Origin of the sequence: Brevundimonas faecalis (genome assembly GCF_040549405.1) — a bacterium.
Taxonomy (GTDB): domain Bacteria; phylum Pseudomonadota; class Alphaproteobacteria; order Caulobacterales; family Caulobacteraceae; genus Brevundimonas; species Brevundimonas faecalis.
Map to the genome: position 1 here is coordinate 1,134,463 of NZ_JBEPTF010000001.1, position 15,995 is coordinate 1,150,457.

The window sequence follows — 15,995 nt, forward strand, 5'->3', positions numbered from 1 at the left end:
CAGGGTCTGGTTTTCAGGCGTGGGGAGGCGCGCGGGACGGCGGTCGCGGCGGCGCCCGGGCGGGCGGCGGGGGACTGGCGACGAAGGGAGCGTAGACCACGGCCTGGGTCGTGCGCAGGACGGGCGCGGGTTCCGGCGCGGACGGCTCCGGCAGGGCGGCCAGAAGCGGCATGACGCAGGCGGCGCACTTGGCCCCCACGTGTTCCTTGATCGGGCCGTCCAGGCCGCCGGTCTGGATGGTCTGCAGGCCCTCGGCCGAGCACAGGACGATGGGTTGGCCGGGCTGGACCGCCGCCATGGCCGCGAAGGGCATCAGGCTGCCGATCACGATGGCGAAGACCGCGGCCAGGAAGGCCAGCGATCGCGTCAGCGACCAGTTTTCGCTCTGGGACCGGGTCACGACCGGGGCTTAGCCGGTTCGCGGGCCGCCCGCCAGAGCGACATGCGGCCGCGCGGCCTCGACAAGGCCTGTTTTTCCATGCCAGCGTGGCGGTCGGACAGCCACTCGAGGGACTTCATGATCCGCGCACTCGGCCCCTTCGCACTCGCCTTGTTCTTCGCCGCCCCTGCGGTCGCCCAGCAGGTGGAGGAGGGGCCGGGCGGTCCCGACCGCGTCTCCTTGACCATCTACAACCAGAACATCGCCCTGGTGGAGGACATGCGGAACCTGAACGTGCCGGCGGGCCGTTCACGGCAGGAGTTCCCGGGCGTCTCGGCCAGCATCCGGCCCGAGACGGTCGGCCTGTCGGGGCGCGGGCTGTCGGTGGTGGAGCAGAACTTCGACTACGACCTGCTGACGCCGGGCAAGCTGATGGAAAGCGCTGTCGGCAATGAGATCGGCATCGTCCGCACCAATCCCGGTTCGGGGACCCAGACGACGGAGCGCGCCCGCGTCCTGGCGGCGAATCAGGGCGTGGTGCTGCAGATCGGCGACCGGATCGAGGTGCTGCGCGACGACGGCGTGCCGACGCGGGTTATCTTCGACCGGGTGCCGCAGAACCTGCGCCCGCGCCCGACGCTCAGCGTCACCCTGGACGCCGAAGGGGCGGGACGGCGCGAGACGATCCTGTCTTATCTGACCAGCGGTCTGGCCTGGAAGGCGGACTATGTCGCCCGCTTCGATGAGAAGGCGGGCAAGCTGGACCTGACCGGCTGGGTGACGATCACCAACAACTCGGGCGCGACCTTCAGCAACGCCCAGACCCGGGTGGTGGCGGGCGACGTCAATCTGCTCAACCAGGGCGGCTATAACGCCTATGGCCAGCCGCAGCGTTCGACGCGCGGGAACGGAACCCAGACGGGGGGAGAAGGCGCCTTGGCCGACGTCTATGTCTATCCCCTGCCGGAAGCCGTCACCGTGGCCAACGCCCAGACCAAGCAGGTCGGCCTGATTGATGCGGCGGGCGTGCCGGCGACCAAGCGCTACCTCAACGTCTTCGACGGCTTCTATACGGCCGAGGAGCCCATCGCGGCCGAGGTGGGGGTGATCTTCTCCAACGGCTCCGGAAACGCGGCGCGCGCCCTGCCGGCCGGGGTGATGCGGGTCTACGTCAAGGACGAGGCGGGTGAGCCCCGCTTCATCGGCGAGGATCAGGTGGACCATTCGCCCGCCGGTTCCGAGATCGTCATCACCACGGGCGAGGCCTTTGACGTGACGGTCCAGCCCCGCCTGGTGTCGTCCGAGCGCGTGTCGAAGCGGCTGGTGGACTATTTCCGCACCCGCCATGTCATGGAGTACACGGTGCGGAACGCCCGGCCGCAGCCGGTCACGGTCGAACTGCGCCAGCGGGGCCTGGGCCGCGACACCGAGTTGTCGGACCAGAGCATCGAGGGCGAGATGCGCGACGCCCGCACTGTGGTCTGGCGCGTGCCTGTGCCGGCCAACGGCGAGACCAAGCTGACCGCGACCATCACCACGGGCGGCTGATCCCATGCGCCGCCTGCTGGCGATCACCACGGCCCTGACGCTCCTGGCGCCTTCCGCCTGGGCGCAGACGGAAAGCGTGTCCGCCCGCCCCGACAAGGCGACGGTGGTCATCTATCGCGACCAACCGGTCGACACCGTCGATCTGATGGAGCGGTCCCGGCAGTCGTGGAGCCGTCTGGACCGCGAGGGTCTGGCCCTGATCATCGAAACCCGGACCGTGGATCTTCCGGCGGGCGAAGGCGTCATCCGTTTTCGCGGCCTGGCCACCGGCGTCGTGCCGCAGAGCGCGGTGCTGGAAGGCCTGCCCGCCCATGTGGTCGAACGGAACGCCGACTTCGACCTGCTGACCCCGGCCGCCCTGATGGAGAAGTCGGCGGGGGAGGTGGTGCGGGTCGTCCGCACCAACCCGGCGACGGGCGAGCAGGTCGAGAAGGCCGCGGTGATCCGTTCGGGCGCGCAGGGGACTGTGCTGGAGATCGACGGCCGGTTCGAGGCCCTGGACTGTTCGGGCCAGACCGAGCGCGTCATCTTCGACCGGATCCCGGAGGGGCTGGGCGATCAGCCGGTCCTGTCGGTCCGCACCCGGGCGGAGCGGGCGGGACGCCACACCGTCACCCTGGCCTATCTGACCACGGGGCTGCAATGGTCGGCGGACTATGTGGCGCGCCTGGACCCGACGGACGGGACGCTGGACCTGACGGGCTGGCTGACCCTGGCGAACTTCGGCGGGACGGGCTTCCCCGATGCGCCGGTCCAGGTGGTGGCCGGGACGCTGCGCAAGGATGGGGGGACCGTGCCGGTGGAACCCCTGATCCGTTATCAGCAGAACGAGTGCTGGCCGCAGGGCACGACGACCCTCGGTTCGGGCGAGAGCTATGGAATTCCGCCGCCGCCTCCGCCTGCACCGCCGCCTCCACCGATGATGGCGGGGCCGGTCGCCGAAATGGCTCGGATGGCCGTGGACGAGATCGTCGTCACCGGCAGCCGCGTCGCGCGTCAGGGCGAATTGGGCGACTACAAGATCTACACCCTGCCCGAGCCGACGACCGTCGCCGCGCGTCAGACCAAGCAGGTGCGCTTCCTGGAGAGGGAAGGCGTGGCCTATCAGCGAGTCTATCGGGCGAACGTCCTGAACGACGACGATGAATCGCGCTCGACGGCGATCGTCATGAAGTTGAGGAACGAAGAGGCCGCTGGATTGGGCGTGGCCCTGCCGGGCGGGTCGGTGGCGGTGATGCAGCCGGATGGAGCGGGCGGCGTCCTGCTGGCCGGTCAGGACCGCTTCGTGGACAAGGGCGTGGGCCTACCCGTGCGTCTGTCCTTCGGCGAATCGCCTGACGTGCGGGTGCAGACCCGGCTGGTGAAGTCCGACAGTTCGACACGGGGCGCCGTCACCACCGAACGCACGGAGGTTGAGGCCACGATCACCAACGCCCGCTCTGAACCGGTCACCGTCGAACTGGTCGCTGACGAGGCCATGTCGCGCGGTTTCCGCATTCGCAGCCAGTCGATCCGCAGCCGCATCGACGACACCGGTTATCCGGTCTGGACCCTGAGCGTGCCCGCGAACGGCGCGGCGACGCTGAAGGCGGCCTGGACGACGACGGATTGATCCACCCTCTCCCGATGGGAGAGGGCTATTCGCCCCGCGCCGCCTGCCTCGGGCTGAACTTGGGCGCGGGAGCCAGACGCATGACTTCGCCCTGGTAGCGTTCGTCGTCGCCGTTCACAGCGAACGGCAGGGCGTCGGCGCAGGCTTGCAGCATGGCGTCCAACCAGGGTTTGTCGGCCTTGTGGAAGTCGCCCAGGACGTGGGCGTGGACCAGTTGGGGCTCGCCGGGGTGGCCGACGCCCATGCGGGCGCGGCGGAAGTCGGCGCCCAGATGGCTGATCAGGCTGCGGACGCCGTTCTGGCCCGCTGCGCCGCCGCCCTTCTTCATGCGGAAGCGACCGGGCGCCAGGTCGATCTCGTCGTGGAAGACGATGACGTGCTCGGGCTTCACCTTGTAGAAGCGCGCCGCCTCGCCGACGGCTCGGCCGCTCTCGTTCATATAGGTCTGGGGCTTCATCAGCAGGACCTTGACCCCCTCGACCTCGCCCTCGCTGACGATGGACTGATACTTGGCCCGCTCGGGACCGAAGGACCAGCGGCGCGCGATCTCGTCGGCGGCCATGAAGCCGATGTTGTGGCGGTTCTTTTCGTATTTGGCGCCCGGATTGCCGAGCCCTGCGATGATGATCATGCGGACCTCATGCCCCGCGTCGAGGGCAAAGAAAAGCCCCGCCGAGCGAACCCGGCGGGGCTGATTTCCTGTCTTCGCTTCCCTTCAGGCCGCCGTGCGGGCGAGGGGAGGCGGAGAGCCTTAGGCTTCGGCGGTGGTGTCGCCGGCGTCCGACTGGGCCGCGGCCGAGTTCTTGATCGAGGCGATCATGAAGTCGCGGTCGCCGATGGTCGGGGTCGCGCCTTCCGGCAGTTGGATGTCCGAGATGCGGATGTTGTCGCCGATCTCACGGCCCTTCAGGTCGACGACCAGCTCTTCCGGGATACGGTCGGCGCGGACCAGGATTTCGACCGAGTGACGGACGACTTCCAGCATGCCGCCCTGACGCGAGTAGGGAGCTTCGTCGGCGTTCTTGAAGTGGACCGGGATTTCGATCTTCACCGGAGCAGTTTCGTCGACGCGCATCAGGTCGAAGTGCAGCGGGCGATCCGAAACCGGGTCGAACTGAACCGTCTTGGCGATGACCGGCTGGGTCTCGTCGCCATACTTCAGGGTCACCAGGTGGCCCAGCAGCTTGCCGGTGTAGAGCGACTTGCGGAAGTCCTTCTCGTTCACCGAGATCGAGACGGGGGCCTTGTCGCCGCCGTACAGGATGCCGGGCACGGCGCCCGAGCGACGGACAGCGCGCGCGCTGCCGGTGCCTGCGCCTTCGCGGACGTCAACGTTCAGAATGATCTCGGCCATCGGGCTCGCCTCAACAACAACAGTAACGCCGCGCCAACTTAAAGGGCCCGCGCGGCGGGGTCATGAACCCTCGAATTCAAGAGCGCGGGCTATTACACGGATCGGGGACGGTGTGCAACCGCTCCCGGACCCAAACCGGCTTGATCCGGCCTGATCCGCCCGCTTCGGCTTCAGTTCATCGCGGTTCCGGACGGCGGCGTGGTCGATGCGACCGCGACCGGCGGGGTTTCCGGAACCGGCGTCGCCACGGGCACGGGGCCGGTGTACTGGGCCGTGCAGGTCGCCAGGTCGCGCACGATGTGGCGGCCGGTGCAGAACATGTCCTCATAGCTGGGGCGCGAAGCCGCCAGGCACTGGAACAGCATCAGCTTGGACATGTTCAGGCAGAATTCGTTGTTCGATTCGGTCGTCAGGGCGTCCGTATTGACCTTGGCGTCCTCGCCCGCCGCGCCCAGGGCCGCCAGGGCTGCGATGGCCAGGGAGTTGACCACCGCCGGGGTGAAGGGCGCGCCGCGCTGAGCCGGCGCCAGGCCCAGGCCCGAGCCGCTGTTGGCGGCGGCGAAGAGACGGGAGCTTTCCTCGGCCGAAGGCAGGCGTGCGACCGACAGGGTCTTGGCGCCTTCGAGACGGCCTACGCGGTCGGCCACGGGCTGAACGGCCCAGCGGCGGCGCGGATCGCGGCGTTCCTGGATGGTATAGGCGTCGCCTTCGACCGCCTCGGCGATGGCGGTCAGAGAGGCGATGTCCTTGCCCATGGTCGAGGTGATCAGGCCGGCGGCCGAATCGGCGCCGGGCAAGGTGGCGGCGTAGGCCGGGTCGGCGATGATCCGGGCGACCATCTGCTGACGCTGGGCCGGATCGGCGGCGAATTGACGAACGCCGGCCACGTATTCCGGCGACTGCAGGGCCAGGATGGAGCCGTAGGCGATCATGGCGCGCGACAGCTGAGCGGGTTCATAGGCGGCGCCCTTGCGAATCGCGGCCTGGATGGATTCCGCGTCGGGGAAGCCGGCCTGGATCGAACCGACGTCACGCACGAAGGCCACATAGACCGAGGCCGCCTGGGCCACGCTCTCGTTCAGGGCGACGGCGGGCGGCGGAGGCGGAGGCGGCGCGGGCGGCGGAGCGGCGGGCTCCGGCGTCGAGCAACTGGCCAGGACGGCGGCGGCGGCGATGGCGGCGACGGACAGGCCGCGGCGCGAGAAGGCCTGGAACATCGGCGGATTCCCTCGTGTCGGACGCGGGACGCCCGCAGGCGTCCCAGGAACTGGAAGCGGATTATATCGCTGAGGGAATGGTTATTCGAAGGTTAATCGAAGAGCTTCGAGACCGATTCCTCGTTTGCGATGCGGCGGATAGCTTCGCCGATCAGAGGCGCCACGGAAACCGTGCGGATCTTCTTGCAGTTCAAAACTTCGTCAGGCTGTTCGATGGAGTCGGTGATCACCAACTCCTTCAACGGGCCGTTGGTGACGCGCTGGACGGCCGGGCCCGACAGGACGCCGTGGCTGATGTAGGCCGAGACTTCCGTTGCGCCGCGGTCGATCAGGGCCTGAGCGGCGTTCACCAGGGTGCCGCCCGAATCGACGATGTCGTCGAACAGGATGCAACGGCGGCCTTCGACGTCGCCGATGATGTTCATGACCTCGCTCTCGCCCGCCTTGGGGCGGCGCTTGTCGACAATGGCCAGGTCGGCGTCCAGACGGCTGGCCAGCGAGCGGGCGCGCACCACGCCGCCGACGTCAGGCGAGACGATCATCAGGTCGTCGCCGCGCGGATAGTTTTCCTTGATGTCCTGAGCCAGGACAGGGGTGGCGACCAGATTGTCGGTCGGAATGTCGAAGAAGCCCTGAATCTGGCCGGCGTGCAGGTCCATGGTCAGAACCCGGTTCGCGCCGGCGCGGGTGATCAGGTTGGCGACCAACTTGGCCGAGATCGGCGTGCGTCCGCCGGTTTTCCGGTCCTGACGGGCATAGCCGAAATAGGGCATGACGGCCGTGATCCGCTTGGCCGAGGCGCGCACCAGCGCATCGGTCATGATCAGCATTTCCATCAGATTGTCGTTCGCCGGATAGGAGGTCGACTGGATGATGAAGACATCCTCGCCGCGGACGTTCTCCTCGACGACGGCGAAGACTTCGTTGTCGGCGAAGCGTTTGACCTGGGCCTTGGTCAGGGGAGTATCCAGGTGGGTGGCGATGGACTGAGCCAACGTCCGGTTCGAATTGCCTGCGAGCAGCTTCATTGACCGGTCATCCTTTCGCCGTCATCGCTCCGCCATTAATCGCGGGCGCGTTTCTGGACGCGCTCTCTAGGCGGCGAAAACGACGGCGTCCAGCCGTGTTCCTGTCGGATCGCAGATTTCGGCGGATTGGCTTGGGCGCGGTCGCTGTTATAGAGAACGCATCTGCAGATGCGGCGCTTTGGGCGTGCGCGTCCCGTAAGGCATCATGAGAGGTCGCCCTTGCCTGCTTCGAAGTCCCGTTCCGGCCTGATCCTCATGACGGTCGCCGTCGCCGCCTTGACGGTTTCCGCCTGCGCCGGGAACAAGCCGCGCCAGCGGCTGGCCTATGAAGAGCGTCCTGTCGAGGCTCTCTACAACACCGGCTATCAGCGCCTGCAGTCCAAGCGCTGGACCGACGCCGTCGACTATTTCCAGGAGGTGGAGCGCCAGCACCCCTATTCGGAATGGTCGCGCCGGGCGATCCTGATGCAGGTCTACGCCTATTATCAGAACGGCAATTATCAGGACGCCATCGCTGCGGCCGACCGCTTCATCGCCCTGTTCCCCGGCAATCCGTCCGCGGCCTACGCCTTCTATATGCGGGCCGTCTGCAACTTCGAGCAGATCGTGGACGTCGGCCGGGACCAGGCCTATGCCGAGGCCGCTCTGGTGGGTCTGCGCGACGTGGCGCGCCGCTATCCGGGCACGTCCTACGCCACCGACGCCCGCGTCAAGATCGACATGGTCAACGACCAGTTGGCGGGCAAGGAAATGGCCGTGGGCCGCTTCTATCAGCGCGCCAACCAGCCGCTGGCGGCCCTGAACCGCTATAAGACGGTCATCGGCAACGAGGCCTTCCAGCGCAGTTCGCATACGCCCGAGGCCTTGTATCGTCTGGTCGAGGTCAACGTCGCCCTGGGCCTGACCGAGGAGGCGACGCGCAACGCCGCCGTCCTGGGCCACAACTTCCCGGGCAGCCCCTGGTACGCCGAGGCCTACGCCCTGCTGGGCGAGCGCGGGCAGCAGCCTGAGGTCAAGCCGGAAGGCAAGCGCGAGAGCTGGCTGCAACGTCTGATTCCCGGCGGCGCCTGATCCTTTCGCGGATTGGTTGCGGAAAGGCGCTGCGTTCCCCTTCTGTTTCCAGCTAGATTGGGGCGTAACGTCGAATCACGCGGGCCATGCTGACCACTCTCTCGATCCGTGACGTCGTCCTTGTCGACGCCCTCGACCTGGAGGTCGGTCAGGGCTTGACCGTGCTGACCGGGGAAACCGGCGCCGGCAAGTCCATCATTCTGGACGCCCTAGGTCTGGCGCTTGGCGCGCGGAGCGACGCCGGCCTGGTGCGCAGCGGCGCCAAGCAGGCGGTGGCCACGGCGGTCTTCACCGCGCCGGATGATCCGAACCTGATCGAACTCCTGGCGGAGCGCGGCTTCGAGGTCTCGCCGGGCGAGGATCTGATTCTGCGCCGGGTGGTTTCCGCCGACGGCCGCAGCCGGGCCTATGTCAACGACCAGGCGGCAGGGGTGACGGCCCTGCGCGAGATCGGCGCCCTGCTGGTCGAGGTGCACGGCCAGCATGAGACAGTCGGCCTGCTCGACTGGAAGACCCATCGCGCCCTGCTGGACAATTACGGCGGCCTGCAACCTCAGCTTGGCGGCGTGGCCGCTGCGGCCGAGCGGTTGAAGGCGGTTCAGTCACGGCTGGAAGAGCTGGAAGCCTCGGCCGCCGAAGCGGCCGCCAGGGCCGAAGAGATCGCGCTGAACCTGGCGGAACTGGACGCCCTGGACCCGCAGCCGGACGAAGAGACGGAACTGGCGGGCGAGCGCGCCATCCTGGGAGCGGCGGAAAAGGCCGTGGCGGACCTGGCCGACGCGCGCAACCTGCTGGGCGGGGACAAGTTGAGCCAGCGCTTGGCCTCGGCCTTGCGCGCCGTCGAGCACGCCCGTCAGAGGGCCGCGCAGGCGGGCGCCGAAGGCGACAACCCCATCATCGTCAAGCTCGGCCTTGCGGCGGAGGCCGTGGATCGGGCCCTGGTCGAGGCGACCGAGGCCGTGGCCGCCGTCGACGCCGCCGCGGACGCCTTCGACTTCGAGCCCGGTCGTCTGGACAAGGCGGAGGAGCGGCTGTTCGCCTTGCGCGCCGCGGCTCGCAAACTGAACACCACGGTGGACGCCCTGCCGTCCCTGCGCGTGCGTCTGCGCGAGCAGCTTCGCCTGATCGAGGACGGGGAGGAGGCCCTGACCAACGCCCGTCGCGACGTGGCCGTGGCGATCGAGGCCTATGACGTCGCCGCCATGCTGCTGACCTCGGCGCGCGAGGCTGCGGGGGATCGTCTGGTCGCGGCCGTCATGGACGAACTGGGGCCGCTCAAGCTGGACCGCGCCCGTTTCCGCGTGACACTGGAGCCGATCGAGGGCCGTCGTGGGCCCCTGGGCGTCGAGACGGTGCGGTTCGAGGTGGCGACCAACGTCGGCACGCCTTTCGGACCGCTGGACACCGTGGCGTCCGGCGGCGAGCTGGCGCGCTTCGCCCTGGCCATGAAGGCGGCCCTGGCCGGCCGCGAGGATCAGCGCCAACCGGTCATGATCTTCGATGAGGTCGATCAGGGCGTAGGCGGCGCCGTGGCCGAGGCCGTGGGCGGTCGCCTGCAACGCCTGTCGAACGGCGCCCAGGTCCTGGTCGTGACCCACAGTCCGCAGGTCGCGGCGCGCGGGCACGCCCACTGGAAGGTTCGCAAGGCCGACGTGGACGGCCATACCCGCACCTCCATCGACGTGCTGGAGCCGCACCCGCGTCAGGAAGAGATCGCTCGAATGCTGTCGGGAGCGGAAATCACCGACGAGGCGCGGGCGGCGGCGCGGGTTCTGATCGGGTAGAGCGTTGTCTGTCTCCCCTATGGGAGAAGGTGAGGCCGAAGGGTTCGGATGAATGAGGGGCAGCGCGATGGCTGAAAAGCCTGCACCCCTCATCCGTCAGGCTACGCCTGCCACCTTCTCCCACAAGGGGAGAAGGAAAGGCTCAGACTCCTAGAATCCAGCCTTCTTCGTTTTCGACCTGGGCCACCAGGACTTCGTCCGAGGTCTTCGGCGGCGCAAACGCTTTCTGCAGGTCGCCGGCGTCGTCCATCTGGGCGAAGGCTTCGGCGGCGGCGCGGACCTGGGCCTGGGTCTTGTATTCCTTGACGCCCTCGGCGCTGACCTGACGCTTGGCGTCGAACAGGGCGGGCCAGACCTCGACCACGACGGCCGACAAGGGCTCGACGTCGGCTTCAGTCAGTTCACGCCAGCCGGTGTTGAAGGGCCAGACGGCGGCCGAGGCGCCCAGCTTGTCCAGCAGGCGGCGCAGCATGGGCACGCCCAGCAGGGTCAGGCCGCCGACGGCGCCCGCGCCGTGCATCTGCCAGACGCTCTTGGGCGGCAGCTTGTCCTTGCGCGCGGCCAGTTCGGTGGCGCGGAACTCGGGGATGTCGGCGCCGGCGCCTTCGGGCGGCTTGGTCGTGGTCAGCCAGCGTTGGGCTTGGCTGGCGGGCGCGCCCCAGAAGGGCCAGGGCTGATCCGTCATCAGTCGGTTCATCTTGGCCGCGACCTGATAGCGGTTGTTGGTGTTGTCGGCCTTGTCGACGATGTTGGCGGCCAGGAACTTGCCCATGGCGTCCCACGGACGGCCGTCCAGCTTGAGCCGTTCAGCCGTGCCGGCGGGGAAGCCGAAGTCGAAGTCGAAGCCGACCAGGACGCGGTCGCCGCGCTTGCGGTGTTCCGCCAGCAGGTCGGCGAGCAGGGTCTCGCCCTCGGCGCGCGTGGCGACGTTGTGAGTCTCGGTATAGAGGCGGAAGCGCACGTCGCGCTTGGCCACGCCGACCCACAGGGTCTGCTCGCCCAGTTTCTTGCCTTCGGCGGCGGTCCAGTCGGCGATGATGTAGGCGTCGAAGAGACGGGCCACGGCGGGCTCCTGAGAACACGGTAAACAGTAGAGGCGGGGGTTCTAGCCTTCCGGGGCGCAGCCGGGAAGGGCGATCAGCGCTTCATCAGGGCTTCGACGTGCGACAACCAGCGACGCCCCAGCCGCAGGGCTTCGGTGGGTGAACCGGCCGAGGCGGGCAGTTCAGCGTTCCACAGGGAAAGTTCGAACTCGGGATGGCGCGGGTCTGCGAACATCAGCCGCAGCACCACCTGTTCGGCCTCGGGTACGACGACGTCGAGATCCTTGCGCGCAGCGCCGCGACGGGCGCGGGCCACGACATGGCCGTCGACGATGATCTCGCCGCCTTCGACCTCGTCAAAGGCGTAGACAAGGCCCTGGGCGCCGCGCTTCCACAGGACGACGACCTGCCCGCCGTCGAAGTCCAGTCCGGCCCCGCGGCCCTCGGCGGTCGACAGGGCGTCGGTGTCGGCCTTGACGCCCAGCGCCTTCAGCATGGCCCGTTTCAGTCGCCGTTCCGGCTCCATCCACCAGGACAGCAGCAGGGCGCCGGTGGTCAGGAAGGCGGCGGTCAGGGCGATCAGCAGGATGACCCTGAACGTCTCGCCCATGGGTCAGGCCTCCAGATCCAGATCGACCACCACGGGGACGTGGTCGCTGGGTTTTTCCATGTCGCGGGCGTCGCGGTGGGTCTCGATACCCCGGAAGCGGTCTGTCGCCTGGGGCGACAGCAGGGCGTAGTCGATGCGGATGCCGTTGTTTCGCTGCCAGGCGCCGGCCTGATAGTCCCAGAAGGTGTAGGTTCCCTTGGGCTCGCGGCCCAACTCATGGGCGTCGGCCAGGCCCAGCCACTTCATGGCGTTCAGGGCCGCACGGGTTTCCGGTTGGAATAGGGCGTCGTTGGCCCACTCCTCGGGCTTGGCCGCGTCATCCGGGGTCAGGATGCAGTTGTAGTCGCCGCACAGGGCCAGAGGCTCCTCAAAGGCCAGCAGAGCCTTGGCGTGGTCGTGCAGGCGCTGGAACCAGGCCAACTTGTAGGGAAATTTCTTGGTGCCGACGGGATTGCCGTTGGGCAGATAGATGGACGCCACGCGCACCGGGATCGGAGCCTCGATCAAGGCTTCCAGATAGCGGGCCTGTTCGTCCGTATCGTCGCCGGGCAGGCCGCGACGGATGTCGGACAAGGGAAATTTCGAAAGGATGGCGACGCCGTTATAGGTCTTCTGACCATGGGTCTCGACGTTGTAGCCCAGGCTTTCGAAGGCTTCGCGCGGGAATTTCTCGTCCACGCATTTGATTTCCTGGAAGCAGACGACGTCGGGATGGGCCGATTCCAGCCAGGCCAGCACGGTGGGCAGGCGGGCGTTGACCGAATTCACGTTCCAAGTGGCGATGCGCATGACCGCAAGGCTAAGGCGAGCCGCGTTCACCGTGAAGGGGGCGCTGAAAACAAAGACGCCGCCGGATCGCTCCGGCGGCGCTTCGTTTGATGATCAGATGTCGATCAGGCTTCCGGCGTCGCGGCCGGAGGCGTGGTTGTCAGCTTGCAGCCGCCGCCGATCGGTTGAGCTGTGGCGCAGGGATAGACTTGCTGCACGGCCTTTTCGGCGTTGAAGCGGACGATGACGCCATCGGCGCCGGCGCAGCTCGCTTCGTAGAAGACGCCGTTGGCGTTCTGGCCCATGAAGCGGGATTGCTGAACATCGCAGTTCGCGGCTTCGCTTCCGGCCAGCCAACCCTTCAGAGTCGCGGCCAGCTCGGCGGGCGTGGTGAACCGGCAGGCGGTGTTGACCGAGGCCAGCTCGAAGCAGGACGAGCGCGTCCAGCCCGTGGCGGATTTCTGGATACGAGCGCCCTCGGTTCCGGCGCAGCCGATTTCATAGACGATGGCGCCGTCCGAGGCCGCGCCGACGATAGCCGCGCCGTCGATGGCGCAGTCCATGCCCGCTTCCTTGGCGTAGGAGGCGAAGACGGCCTGAGCATTGTCATTGGCCGGCAGGGTGCATTGCGTGCCGACGTCGGCTTCGGGATCGCGAGCGCGGGTCTGTTGGGCCGAGGCGGCGAGGACGAGGCAGTCGGTCGCCGACGGGGGCGTGGAACCCAGTAGAATATAGCCGGGACCTGTGGCGCAGGCGATTTCGTACATCGAGGTCTTGTTGGCGTCGGCCGACTGACCCAGCAGCTTGGCCTCGGAAATCTGGCAGGTATTGCCCAAGGCGGTCAGGTGGCCTTGAACGTCGGCGCGGACCCGTTCAGGGCTAGGACCGCGGGGGGCGCGTTCGCTACGTCCGCGATTGGCGCGGCCGCCTGAACCTTCAGTCGCCTGTGGTTCGTTGGGGTTCTGGCTACGTTGAGCGAAGGCCGGCGGAGCAAGGGTCGAGGTCAGGGCGACCGCAGCGAGCACGGCCAGGAAACGAGGGTACAGAGCCACGGGTGACGCTCCTGTCAAAGGGAGGAAATCTCCTGCCGTTCATCCGGGGCCGGGTCAAGGCGATGGACGGAATGAGGTTCGCCCCATAAAGAGATGGTTTCGATAGGAGACGGACTTGGCGGACGGCGTCGCAATGGAAGAAGGTCGCGTGGAGCGGGGGCTGACCTATCCGTTCGCGGATATTCCTGCGGCGGGCGAGGCGGTCGAGGCCGCGCCGGGCGTTCTGTGGCTGCGTCTGCCGCTGCCGATGACGCTGAACCATATCAACGTCTATGCCCTGGCGGACGGCGACGGCTGGACCCTGGTGGATACGGGGCTGAAGACCAGCGCCTCTCGCGAGGGTTGGGAGGCGGCGCTGGCCGGGCCTTTGGGCGGCAAGCCGGTCAAGCGCGTGATCTGCACCCACATGCATCCGGACCATATCGGGCTGGCGGGCTGGCTGTGCGCGCGGTTCGATGCGCCGCTGCTGATGTCGCGACTGGAATATGTGACGGCGCGGATGCTGATCGCCGACGAAGGCCGGCCGGCGCCGGACGAGGGCGAGGTCTTCTACCGCGCGGCCGGCTGGAACGATGAACAGATCGCGCGCTGGCGAACCGGATACGGCGGCTTCGGCAAGGCGGTGGCGGCCATGCCCTCGGCCTATCTGCGCCTGTCGGAAAACGACGTCCTGCGTATCGGCGACGACGACTGGCGGGTGGTGATCGGCGAGGGGCATTGCCCGGAACATGTCTGCCTGTGGCGCGAGAGCGACGGCGTCATCCTGGCGGGCGATCAGATTCTGCCGCGTATTTCCTCGAATGTCTCCGTCTGGCCGACCGAGCCGGAGGGCGACCCCTTGGGCGAATGGTTGCGGTCGTTGGCGGCGCTGAAGGAGCGGCTGCCGAGCGACCTGCTCGTCCTGCCGTCGCACGGCGAGCCCTTCTATGGCGTCACGACGCGGTTGGAGGCCCTGATCCGTGGGCATGAGGTGGCGCTGAAGCGGCTGGAACGGACGCTGAAGGCGCCGTGCAGGGCCGTCGATGTGTTTTCGGCCCTGTTCGCGCGCCCGGTGGGCGACGAGGTGCTGAGCATGGCGACCGGCGAGGCCGTGGCGCATCTGAACTATCTGGCCCGCGAAGGGCGGGTCCGACGCAACCGCGACGAAGCGGGCGTCGACTGGTGGACACTGACGGAGGCAGGCCAATGAGCGAATACATCAAGATCGACCTGGACGGCGGCGTCCTGACCGTCGCCTTCAATCGGGCGGACAAGAAGAACGCCATCACCCAGGCCATGTATTCGGCCCTGGCCGACGCGACCGAGCGGGCCAAGACCGACGACGCGGTGCGGGTCATCCTGTTCCGCAGCGAGGGTGACTCGTTCTCTGCGGGCAACGACATCGCAGACTTCATCTCCCTAGGCTCGCAGAACGAGGGCGATCTGGTCCAGATGGGGGTGTTCCGCTTCCTGAAGGCCCTGGCGGATCTGGACAAGCCGGCCGTGGCGGCGGTGCGCGGGCGGGCGGTGGGCATCGGCCTGACCCTGCTGCTGCATTGCGACATGGTGATCGTGGCCGAGGATGCGCTGCTGTCCGTGCCCTTCGTCAACCTGGCCCTGGCGCCGGAGGCCGCGTCCTCCCTGCTGTTGCCGGCGACCATCGGCCATCAGCGAGCGTTCGAACTGTTCGCCCTGGGCGAGGCCATCGACGGCCGGACCGCCCTGGCCTGGGGCATCGCCAATCGCGCGACGCCGGCGGATCAGGTCGAGGCGACGGCGCGGGAACTGGCGGACAGGCTGGCGGCGCGCGCGCCCAATTCGATCCGCAAGACCAAGGCCCTGATGCGCGACGCCGAAACCCTGTGGGGCCTGATGCAGCGCGAGGCCCAAGCCTTCGGCGCGCAGATGCGCAGCCCCGAAGCCATGGAGGCCTTCATGGCCTTCAGCCAGAAGCGGGCGCCGGATTTCTCCAAACTGGGCTGAAATCACGGAATCACGATTGATTCGCAGGGGCAGGGGGGCTAGGCGCCGCGCATGAACGCCGTCGCCGCCCCTGTCCTGGCTGAAACCGTCCCGCCTGTCCGCATTCTGCGAGAGACGGCCGGGGATGCGCGTGCGATCGACGCCCTGGTTCTGGCAGCCTTCGGGCCGGGCCGGTTCGCCAAGACAGCCGAGCGTTTGCGTGAGGCGGCGGCCTTGGCTGCGGGCTTTTCCGCCTTCGAGGGCGAGCGGCTGATCGGGTCGGTGCGGCTGTGGTCCATCACGGTCGGCGCGGCGCGTTCGGTCTTCCTGGGACCCATAGCGGTCGAGGCGTCCAGCCGTCGCGGGGGCCTGGGCGCGGACCTGGTGCGGGCCTGTATCGAGGAAGCGCGCAGGATGGGGTTGGGCGGCGTGCTGCTGGTGGGCGACCCGCCCTATTTCTCGCGTTTCGGCTTCGTGTCCGCGCCCGAGGCGATCCTGCCCGGGCCGGTGGATCAGCGGCGGGTGATGTGGTTGCCGATCTCGGATGTGTTCCCTGTCGGGCCGGTGCGGGCGGCGGGCTGACCCCTT

Annotated in this window: 16 protein-coding genes; 7 read left to right on the top strand and 9 right to left on the bottom strand. The window is 68.0% G+C overall.

The features are described from left to right. Positions 1–13: 13 nt before the first annotated feature. Positions 14–400, bottom strand: coding sequence for a DUF2946 family protein (locus ABIE19_RS05580; RefSeq protein WP_354088130.1), 387 nt, complete (start codon positions 398–400; stop codon positions 14–16). A gap of 117 nt (positions 401–517) precedes the next feature. On the opposite strand from ABIE19_RS05580, the gene ABIE19_RS05585 reads away from it, so the two are divergent. Then, positions 518–1,927: a DUF4139 domain-containing protein gene (locus ABIE19_RS05585; RefSeq protein WP_354088131.1), complete on the top strand. Its 1,410-nt coding sequence runs from the start codon at positions 518–520 to the stop codon at positions 1,925–1,927. Between the two features lie 4 nt (positions 1,928–1,931). Further along, a complete protein-coding gene (locus ABIE19_RS05590; protein WP_354088132.1) occupies positions 1,932–3,539 on the top strand; it encodes a DUF4139 domain-containing protein in 1,608 nt (535 codons plus the stop codon). 25 nt (positions 3,540–3,564) lie between these two features. Here the strand turns inward: ABIE19_RS05590 and pth are convergent, their stop codons facing one another. From pth to ABIE19_RS05610, 4 genes are all read right to left on the bottom strand, one after another. Next, positions 3,565–4,170, bottom strand: coding sequence for an aminoacyl-tRNA hydrolase (gene pth, locus ABIE19_RS05595; protein ID WP_354088133.1), 606 nt, complete (start codon positions 4,168–4,170; stop codon positions 3,565–3,567). A 120-nt stretch (positions 4,171–4,290) separates the two neighbouring features. After that, a complete protein-coding gene (locus ABIE19_RS05600; protein WP_354088134.1) occupies positions 4,291–4,893 on the bottom strand; it encodes a 50S ribosomal protein L25/general stress protein Ctc in 603 nt (200 codons plus the stop codon). A gap of 170 nt (positions 4,894–5,063) precedes the next feature. Continuing rightward, positions 5,064–6,110: a hypothetical protein gene (locus tag ABIE19_RS05605; protein ID WP_354088135.1), complete on the bottom strand. Its 1,047-nt coding sequence runs from the start codon at positions 6,108–6,110 to the stop codon at positions 5,064–5,066. A gap of 92 nt (positions 6,111–6,202) precedes the next feature. Beyond that, positions 6,203–7,138: a ribose-phosphate pyrophosphokinase gene (locus ABIE19_RS05610; protein WP_354088136.1), complete on the bottom strand. Its 936-nt coding sequence runs from the start codon at positions 7,136–7,138 to the stop codon at positions 6,203–6,205. Positions 7,139–7,393: 255 nt separating this feature from the next. Here ABIE19_RS05610 and ABIE19_RS05615 point away from each other — a divergent pair, with 255 nt between their 5' ends. Together ABIE19_RS05615 and recN are read left to right on the top strand one after the other, a co-directional pair. Beyond that, positions 7,394–8,209, top strand: coding sequence for an outer membrane protein assembly factor BamD (locus tag ABIE19_RS05615; RefSeq protein ID WP_354088593.1), 816 nt, complete (start codon positions 7,394–7,396; stop codon positions 8,207–8,209). 86 nt (positions 8,210–8,295) lie between these two features. Next, entirely contained in the window at positions 8,296–9,993 is a 1,698-nt protein-coding gene (gene recN, locus ABIE19_RS05620; RefSeq protein WP_354088137.1) for a DNA repair protein RecN, read from the top strand. Positions 9,994–10,135: 142 nt separating this feature from the next. Here recN and ABIE19_RS05625 read toward each other — a convergent pair whose 3' ends face one another. From ABIE19_RS05625 to ABIE19_RS05640, 4 genes are all read right to left on the bottom strand, one after another. Beyond that, positions 10,136–11,056, bottom strand: coding sequence for a cobalamin biosynthesis protein CbiG (locus ABIE19_RS05625; RefSeq protein WP_354088138.1), 921 nt, complete (start codon positions 11,054–11,056; stop codon positions 10,136–10,138). Between the two features lie 74 nt (positions 11,057–11,130). Beyond that, on the bottom strand, positions 11,131–11,646 hold the full coding sequence (locus ABIE19_RS05630; RefSeq protein ID WP_354088139.1) for a hypothetical protein: 516 nt from the start codon (positions 11,644–11,646) through the stop codon (positions 11,131–11,133). A gap of 3 nt (positions 11,647–11,649) precedes the next feature. Further along, entirely contained in the window at positions 11,650–12,435 is a 786-nt protein-coding gene (gene xth, locus ABIE19_RS05635) for an exodeoxyribonuclease III (RefSeq protein WP_354088140.1), read from the bottom strand. Positions 12,436–12,539: 104 nt separating this feature from the next. After that, positions 12,540–13,466, bottom strand: a complete 927-nt coding sequence (locus tag ABIE19_RS05640) for a hypothetical protein (RefSeq protein ID WP_354088141.1) — start codon at positions 13,464–13,466, stop codon at positions 12,540–12,542. Positions 13,467–13,581: 115 nt separating this feature from the next. Between ABIE19_RS05640 and ABIE19_RS05645 the strand changes: the two genes are divergently transcribed. Genes ABIE19_RS05645 through ABIE19_RS05655 form a run of 3 tightly spaced genes read left to right on the top strand, consistent with a single transcriptional unit; the run spans position 13,582 to position 15,989 of the window. Further along, positions 13,582–14,655, top strand: a complete 1,074-nt coding sequence (locus ABIE19_RS05645; RefSeq protein WP_354088142.1) for an MBL fold metallo-hydrolase — start codon at positions 13,582–13,584, stop codon at positions 14,653–14,655. Continuing rightward, entirely contained in the window at positions 14,652–15,428 is a 777-nt protein-coding gene (locus tag ABIE19_RS05650) for an enoyl-CoA hydratase (RefSeq protein ID WP_354088143.1), read from the top strand. The genes ABIE19_RS05645 and ABIE19_RS05650 overlap by 4 nt, the downstream gene beginning before the upstream one ends. Positions 15,429–15,479: 51 nt before the next feature. Continuing rightward, positions 15,480–15,989 carry a GNAT family N-acetyltransferase gene (locus ABIE19_RS05655; RefSeq protein ID WP_354088144.1) on the top strand — a complete coding sequence of 170 codons (510 nt, stop codon included), beginning with the start codon at positions 15,480–15,482 and terminating at the stop codon, positions 15,987–15,989. Positions 15,990–15,995: the final 6 nt, after the last annotated feature.

Excerpts from the sequence above, each read along its gene's own strand:
- ABIE19_RS05585 (WP_354088131.1), top strand. The coding sequence starts at position 518 with ATGATCCGCGCACTCGGCCCCTTCGCACTCGCCTTGTTCTTCGCCGCC.
- ABIE19_RS05590 (WP_354088132.1), top strand. The coding sequence starts at position 1,932 with ATGCGCCGCCTGCTGGCGATCACCACGGCCCTGACGCTCCTGGCGCCT.
- pth (WP_354088133.1), bottom strand. The coding sequence starts at position 4,170 with ATGATCATCATCGCAGGGCTCGGCAATCCGGGCGCCAAATACGAAAAG.
- ABIE19_RS05600 (WP_354088134.1), bottom strand. The coding sequence starts at position 4,893 with ATGGCCGAGATCATTCTGAACGTTGACGTCCGCGAAGGCGCAGGCACC.
- ABIE19_RS05605 (WP_354088135.1), bottom strand. The coding sequence starts at position 6,110 with ATGTTCCAGGCCTTCTCGCGCCGCGGCCTGTCCGTCGCCGCCATCGCC.
- ABIE19_RS05610 (WP_354088136.1), bottom strand. The coding sequence starts at position 7,138 with ATGAAGCTGCTCGCAGGCAATTCGAACCGGACGTTGGCTCAGTCCATC.
- ABIE19_RS05615 (WP_354088593.1), top strand. The coding sequence starts at position 7,394 with ATGACGGTCGCCGTCGCCGCCTTGACGGTTTCCGCCTGCGCCGGGAAC.
- recN (WP_354088137.1), top strand. The coding sequence starts at position 8,296 with ATGCTGACCACTCTCTCGATCCGTGACGTCGTCCTTGTCGACGCCCTC.
- ABIE19_RS05630 (WP_354088139.1), bottom strand. The coding sequence starts at position 11,646 with ATGGGCGAGACGTTCAGGGTCATCCTGCTGATCGCCCTGACCGCCGCC.
- xth (WP_354088140.1), bottom strand. The coding sequence starts at position 12,435 with ATGCGCATCGCCACTTGGAACGTGAATTCGGTCAACGCCCGCCTGCCC.
- ABIE19_RS05650 (WP_354088143.1), top strand. The coding sequence starts at position 14,652 with ATGAGCGAATACATCAAGATCGACCTGGACGGCGGCGTCCTGACCGTC.
- ABIE19_RS05655 (WP_354088144.1), top strand. The coding sequence starts at position 15,480 with ATGAACGCCGTCGCCGCCCCTGTCCTGGCTGAAACCGTCCCGCCTGTC.